General features: G+C 56.9%; 18 protein-coding genes. 4 read left to right on the forward strand and 14 right to left on the reverse strand.

The window, feature by feature from the left end; all coding sequences use genetic code 11:
• Positions 1–8: 8 nt before the first annotated feature.
• Positions 9–1,145 (reverse strand): 4-phosphoerythronate dehydrogenase PdxB, encoded by a 1,137-nt coding sequence (pdxB, locus tag OOJ60_RS09500; protein ID WP_205612467.1) that lies wholly within the window; start codon positions 1,143–1,145, stop codon positions 9–11.
• Between the two features lie 103 nt (positions 1,146–1,248).
• Here pdxB and flk point away from each other — a divergent pair, with 103 nt between their 5' ends.
• Entirely contained in the window at positions 1,249–2,250 is a 1,002-nt protein-coding gene (gene flk, locus OOJ60_RS09505; protein ID WP_205612531.1) for a flagella biosynthesis regulator Flk, read from the forward strand.
• Here flk and OOJ60_RS09510 read toward each other — a convergent pair.
• Positions 2,247–3,425, reverse strand: a complete 1,179-nt coding sequence (locus tag OOJ60_RS09510) for an MFS transporter (RefSeq protein WP_205612468.1) — start codon at positions 3,423–3,425, stop codon at positions 2,247–2,249. The two genes, flk and OOJ60_RS09510, sit on opposite strands and share 4 nt — an antisense overlap.
• A 103-nt stretch (positions 3,426–3,528) precedes the next feature.
• Complete coding sequence (fabB, locus tag OOJ60_RS09515) at positions 3,529–4,746, reverse strand: beta-ketoacyl-ACP synthase I (protein ID WP_060570095.1); 1,218 nt, start codon at positions 4,744–4,746, stop codon at positions 3,529–3,531.
• A 158-nt stretch (positions 4,747–4,904) separates the two neighbouring features.
• Between fabB and mnmC the strand changes: the two genes are divergently transcribed.
• Entirely contained in the window at positions 4,905–6,905 is a 2,001-nt protein-coding gene (gene mnmC / locus OOJ60_RS09520; protein WP_205612469.1) for a bifunctional tRNA (5-methylaminomethyl-2-thiouridine)(34)-methyltransferase MnmD/FAD-dependent 5-carboxymethylaminomethyl-2-thiouridine(34) oxidoreductase MnmC, read from the forward strand.
• A gap of 42 nt (positions 6,906–6,947) precedes the next feature.
• Here mnmC and OOJ60_RS09525 read toward each other — a convergent pair whose 3' ends face one another.
• From OOJ60_RS09525 to prmB, 6 genes are read right to left on the reverse strand one after another with little or no spacing between them, the layout of a single operon-like run.
• Entirely contained in the window at positions 6,948–7,226 is a 279-nt protein-coding gene (locus tag OOJ60_RS09525; RefSeq protein ID WP_042290754.1) for a YfcL family protein, read from the reverse strand.
• 32 nt (positions 7,227–7,258) lie between these two features.
• Positions 7,259–7,807 carry an elongation factor P hydroxylase gene (locus OOJ60_RS09530; RefSeq protein WP_205612470.1) on the reverse strand — a complete coding sequence of 183 codons (549 nt, stop codon included), beginning with the start codon at positions 7,805–7,807 and terminating at the stop codon, positions 7,259–7,261.
• Positions 7,807–8,616, reverse strand: coding sequence for a sulfite exporter TauE/SafE family protein (locus OOJ60_RS09535; protein ID WP_205612471.1), 810 nt, complete (start codon positions 8,614–8,616; stop codon positions 7,807–7,809). Before OOJ60_RS09535 ends, OOJ60_RS09530 begins: the two co-directional genes overlap by 1 nt.
• Positions 8,616–9,440, reverse strand: a complete 825-nt coding sequence (gene mepA, locus OOJ60_RS09540; RefSeq protein WP_205612472.1) for a penicillin-insensitive murein endopeptidase — start codon at positions 9,438–9,440, stop codon at positions 8,616–8,618. The genes OOJ60_RS09535 and mepA overlap by 1 nt, the downstream gene beginning before the upstream one ends.
• Before the next feature lie 3 nt (positions 9,441–9,443).
• Positions 9,444–10,529, reverse strand: coding sequence for a chorismate synthase (gene aroC, locus OOJ60_RS09545; RefSeq protein ID WP_205612473.1), 1,086 nt, complete (start codon positions 10,527–10,529; stop codon positions 9,444–9,446).
• Between the two features lie 26 nt (positions 10,530–10,555).
• Complete coding sequence (gene prmB / locus OOJ60_RS09550; protein ID WP_042290764.1) at positions 10,556–11,488, reverse strand: 50S ribosomal protein L3 N(5)-glutamine methyltransferase; 933 nt, start codon at positions 11,486–11,488, stop codon at positions 10,556–10,558.
• 165 nt (positions 11,489–11,653) lie between these two features.
• Between prmB and smrB the strand changes: the two genes are divergently transcribed.
• Positions 11,654–12,205, forward strand: coding sequence for an endonuclease SmrB (gene smrB / locus OOJ60_RS09555; RefSeq protein WP_042290766.1), 552 nt, complete (start codon positions 11,654–11,656; stop codon positions 12,203–12,205).
• A 101-nt stretch (positions 12,206–12,306) separates the two neighbouring features.
• Here the strand turns inward: smrB and sixA are convergent, their stop codons facing one another.
• The 4 genes from sixA to OOJ60_RS09575 form a co-directional block, all read right to left on the reverse strand.
• The gene (sixA, locus tag OOJ60_RS09560) at positions 12,307–12,792 is read right to left on the reverse strand and encodes a phosphohistidine phosphatase SixA (RefSeq protein ID WP_042290767.1); all 486 of its coding nucleotides are present in this window, start codon (positions 12,790–12,792) and stop codon (positions 12,307–12,309) included.
• Positions 12,793–12,986: 194 nt separating this feature from the next.
• Complete coding sequence (gene fadJ, locus OOJ60_RS09565) at positions 12,987–15,146, reverse strand: fatty acid oxidation complex subunit alpha FadJ (RefSeq protein ID WP_205612474.1); 2,160 nt, start codon at positions 15,144–15,146, stop codon at positions 12,987–12,989.
• A complete protein-coding gene (gene fadI, locus OOJ60_RS09570) occupies positions 15,146–16,456 on the reverse strand; it encodes an acetyl-CoA C-acyltransferase FadI (protein WP_060570090.1) in 1,311 nt (436 codons plus the stop codon). The genes fadJ and fadI overlap by 1 nt, the downstream gene beginning before the upstream one ends.
• A 177-nt stretch (positions 16,457–16,633) precedes the next feature.
• Complete coding sequence (locus OOJ60_RS09575) at positions 16,634–16,918, reverse strand: YfcZ/YiiS family protein (RefSeq protein WP_024132813.1); 285 nt, start codon at positions 16,916–16,918, stop codon at positions 16,634–16,636.
• A gap of 371 nt (positions 16,919–17,289) precedes the next feature.
• Between OOJ60_RS09575 and fadL the strand changes: the two genes are divergently transcribed.
• Positions 17,290–18,621 (forward strand): long-chain fatty acid transporter FadL, encoded by a 1,332-nt coding sequence (fadL, locus tag OOJ60_RS09580; protein WP_042290772.1) that lies wholly within the window; start codon positions 17,290–17,292, stop codon positions 18,619–18,621.
• 126 nt (positions 18,622–18,747) lie between these two features.
• Here fadL and mlaA read toward each other — a convergent pair whose 3' ends face one another.
• Positions 18,748–19,503 carry a phospholipid-binding lipoprotein MlaA gene (mlaA, locus tag OOJ60_RS09585; RefSeq protein ID WP_042290774.1) on the reverse strand — a complete coding sequence of 252 codons (756 nt, stop codon included), beginning with the start codon at positions 19,501–19,503 and terminating at the stop codon, positions 18,748–18,750.
• Positions 19,504–19,567 lie beyond the last annotated feature (64 nt).

Raw genomic sequence — 19,567 nt, forward strand, 5'->3', positions numbered from 1 at the left:
AAAGAATGTTAGCGAGCCGGATGATGAACGGCGTTAAACCCGAGCTGATGCAATAGCGCGGCGGCGCTGGCGTCGTCGCACATCACATACAGTGACGACCATTCGCGGCGCTCAAGGTAAGTCTTGCGCAGTTTATCGAATTCACCCGGTATCCCGGCGACGTGACGCAGCGGCGCATCGTCGCGGCGCACATCATACACCAAATGCGCCAGTCTTTTCAGCGTTGGCTGATCTAACGGGCCGTGGAGCGTGATACGGCCAAATTCCGGGGCGGGCAGCAGCGTATCAAGCGCGACATGCTGGGCGCGCCCGATAAACGCGCTGAACGCTTCAAAGACCTGGGTGGTTCCGCGCGCTTTGCCTTCCAGCGTATAGCCCGCAATATGCGGCGTACCGATATCCACTTTACTGAGCAGTTCTACGTTCAGGTCCGGCTCCCCTTCCCACACGTCCAGCACTACGCTCAACTGCTGTCCCGCGTTCAGGCGCGCCAGCAGCGCCGCGTTATCCACAACCGCGCCACGACAGGCGTTGATCAGGATCGTCCCTGGCTTCAGACGGGCGATCAGCGACTCATCCGCCAGATGCAAAGTCTTGTACGGACCGTCTTTAAACAGCGGCGTATGGAAGGTCAGGATATCCGCCTCCCGCACCAGCTCGTCAAGCGAGCGGAAATCGCCTTCGTCGCCCCGATCCGCCCGCGGCGGATCGCACAGCAGCGTACGCACGCCGAACGCTTCCAGCCGCGCCTGTAAACGGCGGCCAACGTTACCGACCCCCACAATACCTACGGTACGATCGCGCAGGGCAAAGCCGTCGCGTTCGGCCAGCATCAGCAGCGCGGAAAAGACGTACTCGACGACCGCAATCGCGTTACAGCCAGGCGCCGCCGAAAAACCAATACCGGCCTGCGCAAGCCAGCGGTCATCCACGTGATCGGTTCCCGCCGTTGCCGTGCCGACAAATTTCACCGGTTTCCCCGCCAGCAGCGCTTCATTCACTTTGGTGACCGAACGCACCATGAGGGCGTCCGCATCGTCCAGTTCAGCAACCGGGATTGGGCGGCCTGGAACCGCTTTTACCTCGCCCAGTCGGCTAAACAATTCGCGGGCATAAGGCATATTTTCATCAACGAGAATTTTCACGTCTTTCGTACCTGTTTGAGAACGAGTGTTAACCGGGCAAGTGTGCCATAATCTGGCCGCAAGGCATACTTTGCTAAGATTGATGGTTTAAGGATACGTGATGATGCAACCCATTTCCGGTACTCCCGCGCGCCCTCCGGGTGAAGGGCAACCCGCTTCTTCCGCTGCGGGCGAACAACCGCTCTCTACTCAACAGCGGACGGTACTGGAGCGACTGATAACCCGCCTGATTTCACTGACGCAACAGCAAAGTGCGGAAGTGTGGGCCGGAATGAAACACGATCTTGGCGTGAAAAGCGACACACCGTTGTTGTCCCGCCATTTCCCCGCCGCAGAGCACAATCTCAGCCAGAGACTGAGCGTCGCCCAGCAAAATCATGCCAACCGACAGGTGCTGTCGCAGCTAACAGAATTATTGAGCCAGGGGAATAACCGTCAGGCGGTGAGCGATTTTATTCGCCAGCAATATGGACAAACGGCGCTCAGCCAGCTCACGCCGGATCAGCTAAAGAATGTACTGACGCTGCTCCAGCAGGGACAATTGTCTATTCCGCAACCACAACAGCGCCCGGCAACCGATCGCCCGCTGTTGCCTGCGGAACACAACACCCTGAACCAGTTGGTCACCAAACTGGCCGCCGCGACGGGAGAGTCCGGTAAGCTTATCTGGCAATCCATGCTGGAACTGTCGGGCGTGAAAAGCGGCGAGTTGATCCCGGCGAAGCATTTTACCCATCTGGCGACCTGGCTTCAGGCGCGGCAAACGCTCAGTCTGCAACACGCCCCGACCCTGCAATCGCTGCAGGCGGCGTTGAAGCAACCACTGGAGCCGGCAGAACAGGCATCGCTGAAAGAGTATGCCCAGCACACCTGGCAGATCCAGCCGCAGACGGTGTTGACCACCGCCCAGGTTCAGGATCTGCTGAATCAGATTTTCCTGCGCCGCGTTGAGCGCGACAAAGCGCTCAGCGATCCGCTTCATATTCAGCCAATCTACAACCCGTTTACCCCGGTGATCGAAACCTTCAAAGCGGCCGCCGCCCGTCCCGGACTGCTGTTTCTCGCCCTGATGGTTGCGCTGCTGATTTTCTGGCTGGTGGTTTAACCCCGGCGAAACGACAGGATCGTCACCAGAATCCCTACCACGGCGGAAATCGCCCCCGCAAGGAAAACTGACGGATAGCCACAGGATGTGGCCAACACGCCCGCCAGCGGGCCCGTGATAGCGTAGGAGATATCCTGAAACGCGGCGTATCCCCCCAGCGCCGTCCCGCGTACCTGTGCCGGGACACGCTTGACCACCTCAACGCCCAGCGCGGGGAAAATAAGCGAGCAGCCCGCCCCGGTTAACGCCGCGCCAAGCAGAGCAATCCACGCCGTTGGCGCCAGCCATAGCAGCACCAGACCCACGGTCTCGACCAATAAAGAAGCGATAGCGACTTTAACACCGCCAAAGCGATCCGGCATCCAGCCAAACAGCACGCGTATGAGGACAAACGCACCGCCGAACGCGGTGAGGGTAAAACCCGCCATTGCCCAGCCGTGGCTGGCGAAATAGAGCGAAATAAAGGTGCCGATAACCGCAAAACCCACCCCCTGCAACGCAAGGCCGAGACCGGGTTTCCAGATAAGCCCGACCACGCTCCACAGAGAAGGTCGTTCTCCCGTCTGCGCGGGCACTTTACGTACCGTGCCGTTAAATGCCCATGCCAGCAGCGGCAGCGCCATGGTGGTTCCTGCCAGCGCGGCAAACCCAAAGTGACTGTGGATGAGTAAACCCAGCGGCGCCCCTGCCGCCAGCGCGCCGTAAATCGCCATCCCATTCCAGGACATCACTTTACCGGAACGCGTTGGCCCCACCAGACCCAGCCCCCAGGTCAGCGTACCGGTAAGCAACTGGCTTTCTCCAAAGCCGAGGATCAGGCGACCTGCGATCAGCAGCGCAAATTTCACCGGCGCAGAGACGGGCAACAGCGCCGCCAGCAGCCATGCCCCGCCCGCCAGCGCGCAGGCGAACATGCCCTGCAACGCCGAGCGCTTGGCGCCGTACTGATCGGCGAGCCGTCCGGCATAGCCGCGCGTTAACACGGTGGCGAGAAACTGGATCCCGACGGCGATCCCCACCATCGTATTGCCATAGCCCAGTTCATGGTGGACAAAAAGTGGAATCACGGGCAGCGGCAATCCAACCGTCATGTAGGTCAGGAACACCGCAAAGGCGATACGGAACAGTGAGAAATTGGCAGAAGATGTGGATTCTTTTTCAGCTACGACAGCCATGCATGACTCCAGGCAGCAGAACAAAAAAGGGAGCCTGAAAGCTCCCCTTTGAAATCATCAGGTTCTGCCGGATAGCGGCGATACGCCTTATCCGGCCTGTCACTTACGCTTTCAGCTTGCGCATAACCAGCGTGGCGTTGGTGCCGCCGAAACCAAAGCTGTTGGACATGACGGTGGTCAGTTCGCGCTCGGTGGTTTCTGTCACGATGTTCAGTCCGGCAGCCTGCTCGTCCATCTCTTCAATGTTAATGCTCGGCGCGATAAAACCGTGTTCCAGCATCAGCAGAGAATAAATCGCTTCCTGCACGCCAGCGGCGCCCAGAGAGTGACCGGTCATGGCTTTCGTCGCAGAAATAGCCGGGCTGTTATCGCCAAACACTTCACGAATGGCGCCCAGTTCTTTCACATCACCAACCGGCGTAGAGGTGCCGTGGGAGTTCAGGTAGTCGATAGGGGTGTCCACGCCGTGCATCGCCATCTGCATGCAGCGAACCGCGCCTTCACCGGACGGCGCGACCATGTCTGCGCCATCGGAGGTTGCGCCGTAGCCGACGATCTCCGCATAAATGCGTGCGCCACGGGCCAGCGCGTGCTCCAGTTCTTCAACCACAACCATCCCGCCGCCGCCAGCGATAACGAAACCGTCACGGTGCGCATCATAAGTCCGGGACGCCTTAGCGGGTTGATCGTTGTACTTAGTGGACAGCGCGCCCATCGCGTCGAACTCACAGGCCATTTCCCAGCCCAGCTCTTCGCCGCCGCCGGCAAACACGATGTCCTGTTTGCCCAGTTGGATCTGCTCTACCGCATTCCCAATGCAGTGCGCGGAGGTCGCACAGGCGGAGCTGATCGAATAGTTTACGCCGTGAATTTTAAACGGCGTCGCGAGGCAAGCGGAAACCGCAGAGCCCATCGCTTTGGTGACGACGTACGGACCCACCGCTTTCAGGCCGCGCGGGCTACGCATAGCGTCCGCACCGAATACCTGCGCTTTGGAGGAGCCGCCGGAACCGGCAATCAGACCCACGCGCGGGTTGTTCTGATACACCTCATCGCTCAGGCCCGCGTCAGCGATAGCCTGCTGCATGGAAAGAAAGGCATAAATAGAGGCATCGTTCATGAAACGAACCACTTTACGGTCGATCAAACCGGTTGTATCCAGCTTGACGTTACCCCATACGTGGCTACGCATTCCCGCATCTTTAAACTCTTCGGAGAAGGTGATCCCTGAACGTCCTTCACGCAGAGATGCCAGGACTTCCTGCTGGTTATTACCGATGCTGGAAACGATGCCCAAGCCAGTAATCACTGCACGTTTCATTCAATACCTCTGTAAGTCGCACTATAGTAAGTTTCGACTGGCACAATAGCGTACACTTGTACGCCGAACAAGTCCGATCAGCCATTTTGTCCGGAAATTTGCGCCGCCTGGCACACATCGCTAAGATCGTGGCACTGCCCGTCAGACGAGTAACTTACGTGAAACAAAATGCCATACAACCCGCCAACCTCGAATTCAACGCTGAGGGTACACCTGTTTCCCGAGATTTCGACGATGTGTACTTTTCTAATGATAATGGCCTTGAAGAGACACGTTACGTCTTTCTCGGCGGCAACCGGATCCCTGAGCGTTTTCCGGAACATTCCGACCCGCTTTTTGTGGTCGCAGAGAGCGGCTTCGGCACTGGCCTGAACTTTCTGACGCTCTGGCAGGCGTTTGCCGCGTTTCGCGCCACGCACCCTGAGGCTACGCTACAAAGATTACATTTTATCAGTTTTGAAAAATTTCCCCTGCACCACGACGATCTGGTCGCCGCGCACCAGCGCTGGCCTGAGCTGGCGGCGCTTGCAAAGCAACTCCACGCCCAGTGGCCGTTGCCGCTGGCGGGCTGTCATCGCCTGCTGCTGGCTGAAGGACGCGTCACGCTCGATCTGTGGTTTGGAGATATTAACGAACTTACCGACCAACTGGATGACAGTCTGCATCAGAAAGTGGATGCCTGGTTTCTCGACGGCTTCGCGCCCGCCAAAAACCCGGACATGTGGACCCCAGGACTGTTTAACGCTATGGCGCGACTGGCGCGCCCCGGCGGTACGCTGGCAACCTTTACCTCCGCGGGATTTGTGCGCCGGGGTTTACAGGAAGCCGGTTTTACCATGCAGAAATACAAAGGTTTTGGCCGCAAGCGTGAAATGCTGCGCGGGGCGATGCTTCAAAGGATTACGCCTGTCGCCAGAGCGCCGTGGTTTGCCCGCCTGGGCAGCCTTAAGCGTGAAACGGCTATTGTTGGCGGCGGTATCGCCAGCGCCCTGCTGTCCCTGGCGCTGCTGCGTCGCGGCTGGCGGGTCACGCTCTATTGCGCGGACGAAAAACCTGCCCAGGGCGCATCGGGAAACCGTCAGGGTGCGCTTTATCCCCTGCTCAGCAAGCACGATGCGGCGATAAATCTCTTTTTCCTCGCCGCCTTTACCTTTGCACGCCGTCAGTACGATGCTCTCCCGGTTGTTTTCGATCATGACTGGTGCGGCGTCACGCAGGCCGGCTGGGACGAAAAAAGCCAGCAGAAGATCGCGCAACTGTTGTCGCTGGAACTCCCCGACGCGCTGGCGCAGGCGGTAAAAAGTGGACACATGGAAGCATTAACCGGCGTTGATATCGACTGCGCTGGCATTTCCTATCCGCTGGGCGGCTGGCTGTGTCCGGCGCAATTGACTGCCGCAGTGCTGGCGCTGGCTGAACAACAGGGGCTACGTTGCCATTACCGTCATTCGGTCGACGCGCTAAGCGCGACGGCGCACGGCTGGTCCCTGCGCTTTGCCGACGGCACGCAGGCTGAACATGACGTCGTGGTGCTGGCGAACGGCCATGCGATTAACCACTTCACACAGACACAGCCGTTACCCGTTTACCCGGTCGGCGGTCAGGTCAGTCATATTCCCGCCACGCCTGCCCTTTCCGCGCTTCGCCAGGTGCTGTGCTATGACGGTTATCTTACCCCGGTAAATCCGGCTAACCAGCACCATTGTATTGGCGCCAGCTATCATCGCGGCAGTGACGCAACGGAATATCGTGAGGACGATCAGCAGCAGAACCGGCAGCGGTTAATTGACTGCTTCCCGACGGCGAAATGGGCGCAAGAGGTGGATATCAGCGGGAAAGAGGCGCGCTGCGGCGTGCGCTGCGCTACTCGCGACCATTTACCGATGGTCGGCAATGTACCGGATTACGCCGCCACGCTAACGCAGTACGCCAGTCTGGCCAGGGATCCTTCTTCAGCGGCAAACGCGCCCGTACATGAGGATCTCTTTATGCTCGGCGCGCTGGGATCACGCGGCTTGTGCTCCGCGCCTCTGTGTGCGGAAATCCTGGCGTCGCAAATGAGCAATGAACCCCTTCCGCTGGATGCGGGTACGCTGGCGGCGCTCAATCCGAATCGTTTATGGGTCAGGAAATTACGGAAAGGGAAAACGGTGAAATAATGGAATGATGCCGGATGGCGACGCCATCCGGCAAAGGCGCGATTATTGGCTGGTCGCCTTCTGGAACAACGCATCCCACATCTCTTTGACTAACGCCTGATCGCGTGGTGACAGTTCACCCGCACCGATCGCTTTCTCGAGACTGCTGGTGACGTTGGCGTAAACGGCGTCCGCGGAATGGTCATCACGCCCTTCCAGCTCCGCCACGGCTAACGTCAGGTGGCCACGCAAATACCCACTGGCAAACAGCTCATCGTCGCTGGCGTGTTCAACCATGTCGTCGATTAATGCCAGAATGCGTGCTTCAAACTCCGCGATCATCTTCTTTCCTCATTGTAAACGTGGCGCTGGCTTTAGTTTAGCGCTTCCGGCCACGGGAACTGTTCCGCCTTAAGGTCGGGCGTGTGATAATAATCTTGTAACGCTTTGATAAAGCGAGCCGGCCGTTCAGGAATGCCCTTTTCCAGATACTCCATCACCTGCGCATGAACCCGACGCTGAAACACCACGCGGTCCGGTTCGACGTTGCCTTCCAGGTTGTCGCAACTGACGTTGAACGGATACCCCGCCGCCACGCAAAACAACCAGTCAAACGCTTGCGGTTTCACTTCCACATCTTCGAACTTGCTTTGGGTCGCCGCGTCCCGTCCGTCCGGGCAGTACCAGTAACCAAAATCAACCTGTTCACGGCGCGCTTTCCCGGCAATACACCAGTGCGAAATCTCATGCAGGGCGCTGGCGTAAAAACCGTGAGCAAAGACGATCCGGTGATACGGCACCTCTGCATCAGCAGGAAGATAGATCGGTTCGTCATCGCCTTTAATCAGACGGGTATTAAAATCGTCAGCAAAGCAGTCGTTGAACAGGGTAATTAACTGTTCATAGTGGTGTGTACTGTTCATTAATTCATCCCCAGCCAGTGGAGAATCTCCTGTCCATGGTTATCATAAAGTAGTTTGGCACTCATCACCGCCGAGACGATGACGATCATAGGCCGAATCAGCTTTTGTCCCTTGCTCAGTACCAGGCGTGAGCCCATGCGCGCGCCGAGAAACTGCCCAATCAACATAACGAACCCGGTTGCCCAGATCACTTTTCCGCCAATCATAAACAGCAGCAGGCCGCCGATGTTCGACGTGGCGTTCAGCACTTTGGCGTGGGCGGTGGATTTGGCGAGGTTGTAGCCGCAAAGCGTGACAAACGCCAGCGCGTAAAACGACCCGGCGGCAGGGCCAAAGAAGCCGTCGTAAAACCCGACGCCCCCCCCCGCGACCAGCGCAAACGGCAAGCCGTACAGGCGACGCTGGCGATCATCTTCACCCAGCTTTGGCATCAGCAAAAAATAGAGACCGATGCAGATCACCAGCACCGGGAGGATCTGACGAAGCACGTCTGCCTGCACGTGCTGCACCAGCAGCGCGCCGCTCATCGAGCCAATAAAGGTCATCGCGATATTCAGTTTCTGATCGGCAAGATCCACCACCTTACGGCGAATAAAGTAGATAGAGGCGGAAATTGAGCCGCCGCAGGCCTGCAATTTATTGGTGGCCAGCGCCTGAGCGGGAGACATGCCTGCCGCCATCAGCGCGGGGATGGTCAGCAGTCCGCCGCCCCCCGCCAGTGAATCGATAAAACCAGCCAGCATCGCAACAAAAAACAGCACAACCAACAGCAGCGGGGAGACCATAAACAGGTCGGCGAAATTATCCATTAGAGTACATGCTCATCCAGTAGCGCCTGGCAGGAAGGCGGCAACGGTGGCGGTGTCTTCTTCTCAGGCTTTGTTGTTCCAGGTTTTGGGGGTTCAAACCAGCTTTGCAGTTCAGCGCCACAACCGTCGCCTGGCGGAGGCAAAGGTTGATCTTCGCACTCCAGGCTGTCAGCAGGGCACCGTAATCGTACATGCATATGCGCGCGATGCTGGAACCAGGGTCGCACTTTACGCAACCAGTCGCGATCGTTTCCTGCGTCCAGGCAAAGCTGTTGTTTGATCGCCGGATTCACGAAAATGCGGGTGACGTCATTATCTTCCGCCGCGAGCTTAATCAGGCTAAAGATTTCCGGCGTCCACAGTGAAGGCACAACGTGCTTTCCGTCGCGGGCCACCAAATCCAGCGCCTGCGGTCGCAGCAACTGCGCCTGAGTCCAGCGTGTCTTTGGTAATTGCAGGAAAATGTCCACATCCAGACCGCTCTGATGGCTGGCGTGGCCGCCGTTAAACCGGCCGCCGGCCGGCATGCCCATATCGCCAATCAGCACCGTTCCCAACCCCAGGTTATTCACCCGGGTGCTCAGACGCTGAATGAACAGCACCAGATCGGGGTGACCAAAATAACGGCGTTGGTCGGTACGCATGACCTGATAGTGTTCCGACTGGACGGGAAGCGTATCGGCGCCAACGATACAGCCGTTCGAAAAGCTGCCGATCGACTGCGCGCTGCCCGCTATGGGTTGGGTTATTTTCTGCCACGGCGTCGCCGCCTGGCTGACGCTGCCGGCAAGCAGTGCCAGCAGCGCAATCGCGGTTTTTTTCATCTCTTACCAGCGTGGAATATCTGTTTTGACATCCGCATTTTGCGCCCGCTGGCGCAGCAAGTGGTCCATGAGCACGATCGCCAGCATCGCCTCAGCGATCGGCACCGCGCGGATCCCGACACACGGATCGTGACGGCCTTTGGTGATCATCTCGACTTCTTCGCCAAAGCGATTAATGGTACGACCCGGAACGGTAATACTGGAGGTTGGCTTCAGCGCCATGTGGGCAATAATTTGCTGCCCACTGCTGATCCCACCCAAAATGCCGCCCGCATGGTTGCTCTGGAAGCCCTGCGTCGTTATTTCGTCACGGTTTTGGCTTCCGCGCAGCGCCACCACGTCAAAACCGTCGCCAATCTCAACGCCTTTCACGGCATTAATGCTCATCAGCGCATGGGCGATATCGGCGTCAAGACGATCAAATACCGGCTCGCCGAGACCGGCGGGAACGCCGCTGGCTACCACCGTTACCTTAGCGCCGATAGAATCACCCTCTTTTTTCAGCGCCCGCATCAGTTCGTCAAGGGCGTCGATTTTGTCCGGATCCGGGCAGAAAAAAGGGTTCTGTTCCACCTGCTCCCAGTCTTTGATCGCCAGCGGAATATCGCCCATCTGGGTCAGGCAGCCCTGGATGCGGATGCCGTATTTTGCCGCAAGGTATTTCTTGGCAATCGCGCCCGCCGCCACGCGCATCGCGGTCTCGCGTGCGGACGAACGCCCGCCGCCGCGGTAATCGCGCAGGCCATATTTCTGCTCGTAGGTGTAGTCGGCGTGTCCCGGACGAAACACGTCCTTGATGGCGCTGTAATCCTGCGAACGCTGATCGGTATTTTCGATCAGCAAACCGATGCTGGTGCCGGTGGTGACGCCTTCAAATACGCCAGACAAAATTTTCACCTGATCCGGCTCACGGCGCTGGGTCGTGTAGCGAGACGTGCCAGGACGCCGCCTGTCGAGATCGTGCTGCAGGTCAGCTTCGGTCAGAGGAATGCCCGGCGGCACCCCGTCAACAATGCAGCCCAGCGCCAGCCCGTGCGATTCGCCAAAGGTGGTTACCCGAAAGAGTTGTCCAATTGTATTTCCTGCCATTGCGATTCCGTTGTCGTCGTTGTGATTTAGTCTTTATAGAGGCTGAAATGCTCGCGAGCGGCCAGTAACTCGGCTTTGGTCAGCATAAAGACGCCATCGCCGCCGTTGTCGAATTCCAGCCAGGTAAACGGCACATCAGGATAGTGTTCCATCAGATGTACCATGCTGTTCCCGACTTCACAAATCAGAATACCGTTATCTGACAGGTAGTCCGGCGCGTTGCCCAGAATACGGCGGGTCAGTTTCAGGCCATCTGTCCCTGACGCCAGCCCCAGTTCAGGCTCGTGACGATACTCATTCGGCAGATCGGACATATCCTCCGCGTCCACATACGGCGGGTTAGTCACGATCAGATCGTACTGGACTTTTGGCAGGTCGCGGAACAGGTCCGAACGAATGGGGGTGACATGGTGCAGCAGGCCGTGCTCTTCAATATTGTGCTCAGTGACGGCCAGCGCGTCGGCGGAGATATCCACCGCGTCGACTTCCGCTTCCGGAAACGCGTAGGCGCAGGCAATAGCAATGCAACCGCTGCCGGTACACATGTCGAGAATATGCTGCGGCTGTTGGCGAATCAGCCCTTCAAAACGGTTGTTGATCAGCTCGCCAATCGGCGAGCGCGGCACCAGCACGCGTTCATCGACGTAAAACTCATGGCCGCAGAACCAGGCTTTATTCGTCAGATAGGCCACCGGAATACGCTCGTTCACCCGGCGGATCACCCGCTCAACAATGCGGTGGCGTTCGCTGGACGTCAGACGCGCGGTGCGCATGTCTTCGGGAATATCCAGTGGAAGATAAAGTGACGGCAGCACCAGTTGAACGGCTTCATCCCACGGGTTGTCGGTGCCGTGACCGTACCAGATATTCGCCGCGCTAAAACGGCTGACCGCCCAACGCAACATGTCCTGAATGGTATGCAGATCACTTACTGCTTCATCAACGAAAATTTTATCCACCTGTTCCTCCAGGGCATGTACGCAATAATTTCGGCGGCTAGTTTGCCACGAAGCCAGCGATAAATCAGCATTCACACAGGGGACAGGCGCGAAAATTGCGTTTTACGCATTCGCATCGCCGGTGAGTCGGGTAAACTAACGGAAAATGAAAAATGAGACAGCAGAATGAAAAAGAAAACATCGCTCAGCGAGGAGGACCAGGCGCTGTTCCGGCAACTGATGACCGGCACCCGGCAGATTAAGCAGGACACGATTGTCCATCGCCCGCAACGTAAAAAAATCAGCGACGTTCCCGTTAAGCGGCTTCTGTCGGAACAGGCGGACGCCAGCCACTATTTTTCGGACGAATTTCAGCCGCTGCTGAATACCGAAGGCCCGGTAAAATACGTACGTTCCGACGTCAGCCACTTCGAGCTGAAGAAAATGCGGCGCGGAGATTATTCACCGGAACTGTTTCTCGATCTTCACGGCCTGACGCAGCTGCAGGCGAAGCAGGAACTCGGCGCGCTGATTGCCGCCTGTCGCCGGGAGCACGTTTTTTGCGCCTGCGTCATGCACGGTCACGGTAAGCATGTACTGAAACAACAGACGCCGCTGTGGCTGGCGCAGCACCCACACGTGATGGCTTTTCATCAGGCCCCAAAAGAGTACGGCGGCGACGCCGCGTTGCTGGTGCTGATAGAGGTGGAAGAGTGGCAACCGCCCGAACTGCCATGATGTAAGGTTGCCGGTGGTTGGCGCAAGCGCTATATCTGGCCTACGAAACAGTCAGCACCGCCGTAGGCCGGATACGCGAAGCGCCATCAGGCAGCGGATGTTTACATCGCTTTTGCCATTTTGAGGTTGCACGGGCTCATCTGCCAGTTGAACACCCCTTTGCCGCTTTCGTCCAGCGTGACGCTGGCGATCGCTGATGTGGTAAACATAGGCGGCGTTTCTCCCGGGCACAATTCAGACACCAGGTAGCCGACTAACGGCAGGTGGGAGATCACCAGAACGCCGGAGACGCCTTCATTGGCCAGCGCCTGAAGATACGCGCTGACGAGACCGACATCGCCGCAGGGCGTCAACTCCGGCAGAACGTCAACGTTACCCGGCAGGTTCATGCACTCCCCTACCTCGTCCAACGTTTGCTCGGCTCGCAGGAACGGGCTCACCAGAACACGTTCGATATCCACTTTTTGACCTTTCAGCCAGTTCGCCATAAGGCGCGATTCGTCACAACCACAGACGGTTAAGGGACGAACCGAATCACTGGCGGCGTCGAGGGCCGCGTCGCCGTGACGCATGATAAAAACTTGCATATTGCACCGCTTTTGTTAACCAGAATCACCCGCATTCTTGCTGAAACCGTCTGAACGGTCGCCGAAATGCGGTGGCCGGCATTGTGCCTTATCCGTTCACCGAATGAAACGCTGTTTTTTACCTCAACGCTGTAAGTATAGTCAATCTGTGTTTACAATTTAACCAACTCACGGCCATTCGTTGCGGATTCACCCTACATTTGACCTTTAAAATTCAGGCCAGTTGCATCTGCTTTCCAGAAACTTTCACCCCGCTCCGCCATCTGCAATAACGCATCGCACGGCGTAAACCGTGGACCGTACTGCGAAGTCAGGCGTTGCAATACCGCAACCACTTCACCCGCGCCGAGAGAATCCATATAACGGAACGGACCACCGAGAAACGGCGGAAATCCAATGCCGAATACCGCGCCAATATCACCGTCGCGAGCGCTGCGGATCACCTGTTCATCGAAGCAACGCGCGGCCTCATTGAGCATCAGCATCACGCACCGTTCAGCCATTTGCCGGGCGGAAAGCCTGCTCTGCCCCTGAACGCCAATAAGCGTATAAATCGCAGGGTCGACCTGTTTTTTGCTTTTACGCCCTTTTGCACCATAAAGATAGAAACCGCGACCATTTTTTCTGCCTTTGCGATCGTCGTTCAAAATTGAGGAAACAACATTTGCAGGGGCGCTAAAACGCTCGCCATAAGCGGCTTCCAGAACAGGGATAATTTTCGTGCCGGTATCGATTCCCACTTCATCCAGCAGTTGAACAGGCCCCACCGGAAAACCAAATTTCACCAACGCGCTGTCGATAGCGTCGACCCGCTCACCCTCAGTCAGCATGCGTATGGCTTCGTTGATATAGGGGGCGAGAATACGGTTTACATAGAATCCGGCCTTGTCGCGCACCACGATAGGTGTTTTACCCTGTTTCTTCGCCAGCTTAACGGTGGTGGCGATGGTCTGCTCAGAGGTGGCGGCATGGGGAATGACCTCGACCAGGGGCATTTTTTCAACCGGGCTGAAAAAATGCAGACCAATCACCTGCCCCGGCCTGGCGGCATGGGCGGCGATGTCGCTAATCGGTAAAGATGAGGTGTTAGAGGCGAAAATGGTATGGGATGCGCAGTTTTGCTCAACTTCCGCCACCATCTGCTGTTTTAGCGCCAGATCTTCAAAGACAGCTTCTATAACCAGATCACGATGGGAAAATCCGCGATAGTCGGTGGCACCTGAAATCAACGCCAGCTGTTTATCCCGTTCGCTGGCTTTGATATGGCGACGACGTACCTTCGTTTCAAGCTGATCCCAACTGTACTTCAGCGCATGATTGATGCCGTGAACATTAATGTCTTTAATGCGAACCGGTAAGCCGCCTTTACAGGCCGTCACGTAGGCAATTCCCCCACCCATCAGCCCGCCCCCCAGCACGCCAACGCTGTTAAGCGGCCCCGGCGGGGCATCGCTACCGGGATCTTTTTTCACCTCGGTACTGGCAAAGAAGATATTGCGTAACGCCTGCGATTGCGGCGTCATCGCCAGCTCGCCAAAAGCGCGGGCTTCCGCGTCGTAACCACTGCTGCTGCCCTGCGCCAGGCCAGTTTCGATCACCTGAAGAATACGTTCTGTCGCCGGGTAGTTACCGCGTGTTTTCTGTTCGGTTTTTTTACTGACCATACGGAACAACAGTGCGCGCCCCAGCGGCCCCGCCAGAACGCGTTCGCGCACCGGCAGCGTTCGCGACGTTGACCGATCCTGTTTAGCCCGTTCAACCGCAGCCTCGAGCAGAATCGACAACGGAACCACATCGTCCACCAGCCCCATCTTTAACGCCTGCTTCGCACGCAGTTGTTTGCCGGTGAGGATCATCTCCAGCGCCGTACTGACTCCGACCAGCCGCGGCAAACGCTGTGTGCCGCCGGAACCCGGCAGCAGCCCCAGTTGTACTTCCGGCAGGCCCAATACCGTTTTGCTGTCATCGGTACAGATTCGCTCATGACAGGCCAGCGCCAGTTCCAGTCCGCCGCCCAGACAGGCGCCGTGAATAGCGGCGATGACGGGCACCGGAAGACCGTTGATTTCCGCCATCAGTTGTTGTCCCTGACGCGCCAGCGCCTCCGCTTCCTGCGCGCTTGCGCAGTTGCCAATCATGTTGATATCCGCGCCAGCAATAAAATTATCCGCTTTCGCGGAAATAAAAACGACGCCGCGCAGTTCCCTGTTTTCGCGAAGCTGTTTCAGGATCGCGCGTACCTGACTCGCAAACTCCGCTTTCAGGGTGTTCATCTTTTCACCGGGTACATCTATGGAGATAACCGCCACATTGTCCGGACGCAGATTAAGCGTAAAAGCCGATGTCATTTCCATTATTCTGCCTCCAGAACCATCGCCGCACCCAGACCGCCTGCCGCACAGGCAGTGACTAAACCGAAGCCGCCTCCCCGACGGCGCAATTCGTGCAGAGTCTGGGTGATCATCCGGGCGCCGGTGGCGGCAAACGGGTGCCCGTAAGCAATCGAACCACCGAGTACGTTGAACTTGCTGTCATCCACCTCACCGGTGGCATGGGCGCGTCCCAACACCTCGCGGGCAAAACGCTCACTGCCCAGCAGTTGCAGATTCGCCAGCGTCTGAGCGGCAAAGGCTTCGTGCATATCAATCAGCGTCAGATCGCTCAGGCTTAAGCCCGCCCGATCCAGCGCCAGCGGCGTTGACCAGGCCGGTCCCAGCAGCATGTCCTGCCAGACATCGATAGCGGTAAAGGCGTAGCTGCGTAAATAGCCGAGCGGAATCAGCCCCAGCTCTTTCGCGCGGGATTCGGTCATCAGGATCACCGCTGCCGCCCCGTCTGTCAGGGGCGTACTGTTGGCGGCGGTCACCGTGCCATGTTTACGGTCAAAGGCCGGACGCAGTCTGGCGTAATCCGCCAGCGTCGAGTTGCCGCGAATATTGTTATCTTCAGACAGCGGCGCCTTGAACGGCGGCGTCCAGGCGGTCATCACTTCATCGGCTAACTTTCCTTCCGCCCACGCCTGCGCCGCGCGCTGATGTGAACGGTGGGCCAGCGCATCCTGCTGCTCACGGGTGATTCCGTAGGTTTTCGCCATCTGTTCCGCCGTATCTCCCATCCGCAGGCCAGTCGAATATTCGGCGACGGCGGGCGGCACGGGCATCAGATCGCGTAAGCGCAGGCGGGAAAAAAGTTTCAGACGTTGCCCCATCGTCCTGGCTTTATTCACATCCACGAGGACTCGCGCCAGTTTTTTACTGACGCCAATGGGCAATACCGACGAGGAATCCGCGCCACCGGCAATCCCCGCGCGGATCGTACCCGCCATCAGGCTTTCCGCTACGTTAGCGACCGCCTGAAAGCTGGTCGCGCAGGCGCGGCTTACGCTGTAAGCGTCGGTATGCACACTCATACCGGTGCCGAGGACAATTTCACGGGCGATATTTGGCGCTTCCGGCATCTGGACAACCTGACCAAAGACCAGTTGCTCTATGACGTCTACGGGGATCTCACTGCGGGCCAGCAGTTCGCCCACCACCATTTTGCCAAGATCGACAGCGGGAATACCATGAAAGGCGGTAGCCTGGCGGGCAAAAGGGGTACGTAACCCGCTCACAATGGCAATGCGATCGCCCTGGCGGGTGACCAGCGGTATAGCCTGACTCATAACACTCCCCTGTAAAAATAAAATAAGTGGTCTGACCTGATCATAGTCTTAACCAATTTTTTACATTTAGCCAAGCAGGGGCGGATGAAAGTGAGAGCTGTGACACAGTGAATAATGACGGGATGAAACGAAAAAGCCCCGACAAAAGGTTGTCGGGGCAGATAAATAATGAAGGGATTAACGCAGACCGAGCTGGAAGATCAGGGTTTCGGCTTCGCAGGCAAAGACAAAATCGATGTCCAGGCGCACGCCGTCAGATTCTTCAGTGAAAGTCGGAGTAATTTGGCAAGGCTCGGACTCCACGTTCCGCGCTTTTTCGGTCAGCGCCGCCAGCGTTTCTTCCGCTTCTGCGCGGTTAGCGAACACACGGCTGTATGACGCGGTGCAATCGGAGTTGTCCATGATGGTACCAACGTCCATACAGCAGCAAACCGGGGTTTCATCAGCACTGCATTTACTCATTGTAGATTTCCTCTGTATTCGCACCCAGGGTGCCAGATAAACGATAGCGATATTTTACGCCTCCGACTTTCGCCTCTCCAGTCGTTAATGGTGGGAAATGCGAGAAGTGACCGAAATCACACTTAAAAATGATCTAAAACAAATTCAACCCAAAAGGCTATGTGCGCTCCCCGGCAAAATTGCCAGCTGGATCGCGTTTCTGAGATCACAATTGAAAAAACTTATAAACATACTTGCAACATATCAGCTGGTCAGACCTATACTCACGCCACTGGTCTGATTTCTATGTCGTACCGCAGACCCTACACTTCGCGCTCCTGTTACAGCATGTAACATAGTTTGTATAAAAATAAATCATTGAGGTTATGGTCATGAGCCAGAAAACCCTGTTTACAAAGTCTGCTCTCGCAGTTGCAGTGGCACTTATATCTACCCAGGCCTGGTCTGCAGGCTTTCAGCTAAACGAATTTTCTTCCTCTGGCCTTGGCCGGGCCTATTCAGGTGAAGGCGCTATCGCGGACGACGTGGGTAACGTTAGCCGTAACCCGGCGCTGATCACCATGTTCGACCGCCCAACCTTCTCGGGCGGCGCAATCTTTGTTGATCCGGACGTGGATATCTCCGGTCGCTCGCGCATTGGTAATGATGCCAGCCAGGATAACATTGCGCCGACGGCGTGGGTGCCAAACCTGCACTTTGTGGCCCCGATTAACGATCAGTTTGGTTGGGGGGCATCTGTCACCTCTAACTACGGCCTGGCGACGGAGTTTAATAACAACTACGCCGCGGGCTCCATGGGCGGAAAAACCGATCTGGAAACGCTCAACCTGAACCTGAGCGGCGCCTATCGTCTGAACAATCATTTCAGCTTCGGCCTCGGTTTTAACGCCGTTTATGCCAAAGCTAAGCTCGAGCGTTATGCCGGCGACCTGCCGCAGCAAATCGTGGCAGGCTCCGGCGGACGTATTCCTCCGGCACTGGCGGCGCAATACCCGGCGGATACCCAGATTGCGCGCCTGAAGGGCGACGAATGGGGCTTCGGCTGGAACGCCGGGATCCTTTATGAAGTCGATAAAGACAACCGTTACGGTTTTACCTACCGTTCAGAAGTCAAAGTTGACTTCGACGGCGATTACCGCAGCAGCCTGCCATCGACTGACCGTATTCCGCCGCAACTGCGTCCGGTCTTTGCCAGCCTGCCTGCTGGAACTAACGGCGGGACGATCGACGGTTCACTTAACCTGAACCTGCCGGAAATGTGGGAAATTTCAGGTTACAACCGCGTCGCGCCACAGTGGGCGGTTCACTACAGCATGGCTTATACCAGCTGGAGTCAGTTCGAAGAGCTGAAGGCGAAAGGCAGCAACGGTCAGACGCTGTTTTATAAAGAAGAGGGCTTTAAAGACTCTTATCGCATCGCGCTGGGTACAACCTATTACTATGACGATACCTGGACGTTCCGTACCGGTATCGCCTTTGATGACAGCCCGGTTCCGGCCAACCGTCGTTCCATTTCTATTCCGGATCAGGACCGCTTCTGGCTGAGCGCTGGCGCTACCTACGCCTTCAATAAAGATGCCTCAGTGGATGTTGGCGTGTCTTACATGCACGGCCAGAAAGTGAAGTTTGAAGAAGGCCCGTACTCTTTCGAATCTGAAGGGAAAGCCTGGCTGTACGGTATGAACCTGAACTACGCATTCTGATCATGGTCAGATGAAAAAAAGGGGGCGCCTTCTGGCGTCCCCTTTTTTATGCATCCAAAAAATCATCGTACCCGCTAACGGCGCGAACGCCAGGCCCGGCCAGACGCTTCGCGGTCCGGTATTCATTTATTCTGAGTCGATCTCTTTTAAATCGTCCTGGATCGCCTGCGCGTTCGGGTTTTCTTGCGGCTTGAGCTTCCCGCCGTTGGCAATGAAGTCGTGACGCTGGAAATAAGCCTCACGCACCAAGATGTACGGATCGGAAGACTGACGCAACAGGCCGTCGGAGTCCAGCAACTGAGCACGCGTTTCAATCCCTTCGAGGGTCCACTTACCGATCGACATCGGCCAGGTCAGCCATGAAAGGACTGGATATAGCGTATCGGCCATATCGCCGCCATCCTCACGCAGCGTCCAACTGCCATAGAACGGTAACTGGACGTAAGGGCCATAGCCTACACCGTAATGTCCTAAGGTGCTGCCGAAGCGATGCGGCTCAACGCGCTGCAGTTTCGGGTTCGCCATACCGGCGACGTCAATAAAGCCGCCCATGCCGAGAAGGGTGTTCAGGAAGAAACGGGTGAAATGCACCATCCCCTGATACGGATCGCCCTGCAGAAAATAGTTCACCATGACCGCAGGTTCTTCGAGGTTGCCGGTGAAGTTGCTTAAACCATTACGGGCTGGCTGTGGGACATAATCACGCCAGGCGACAGCCACCGGTCGAACGACATACGGATCCAACACGTTAAAGTTGAAATTGTACATGGTGCGGTTAAACCCTTCTAACGGATCTGAACGCCCCTGTTGTTCTGTACCGGAACTCGCACACCCCACCAGCAGTGTGGTTCCCAGCGCAAGCGCCGACAGGCGAAGCTTCATAAATGTCTCCCTGTTAATTATGGCTATCGCGGATTGCCATCCATGACGGAACGCTAACGTATCC

Source organism: Citrobacter sp. R4 (assembly GCF_026719175.1).
In the GTDB taxonomy this organism is placed as follows: Bacteria; Pseudomonadota; Gammaproteobacteria; order Enterobacterales; family Enterobacteriaceae; genus Citrobacter_A; species Citrobacter_A sedlakii.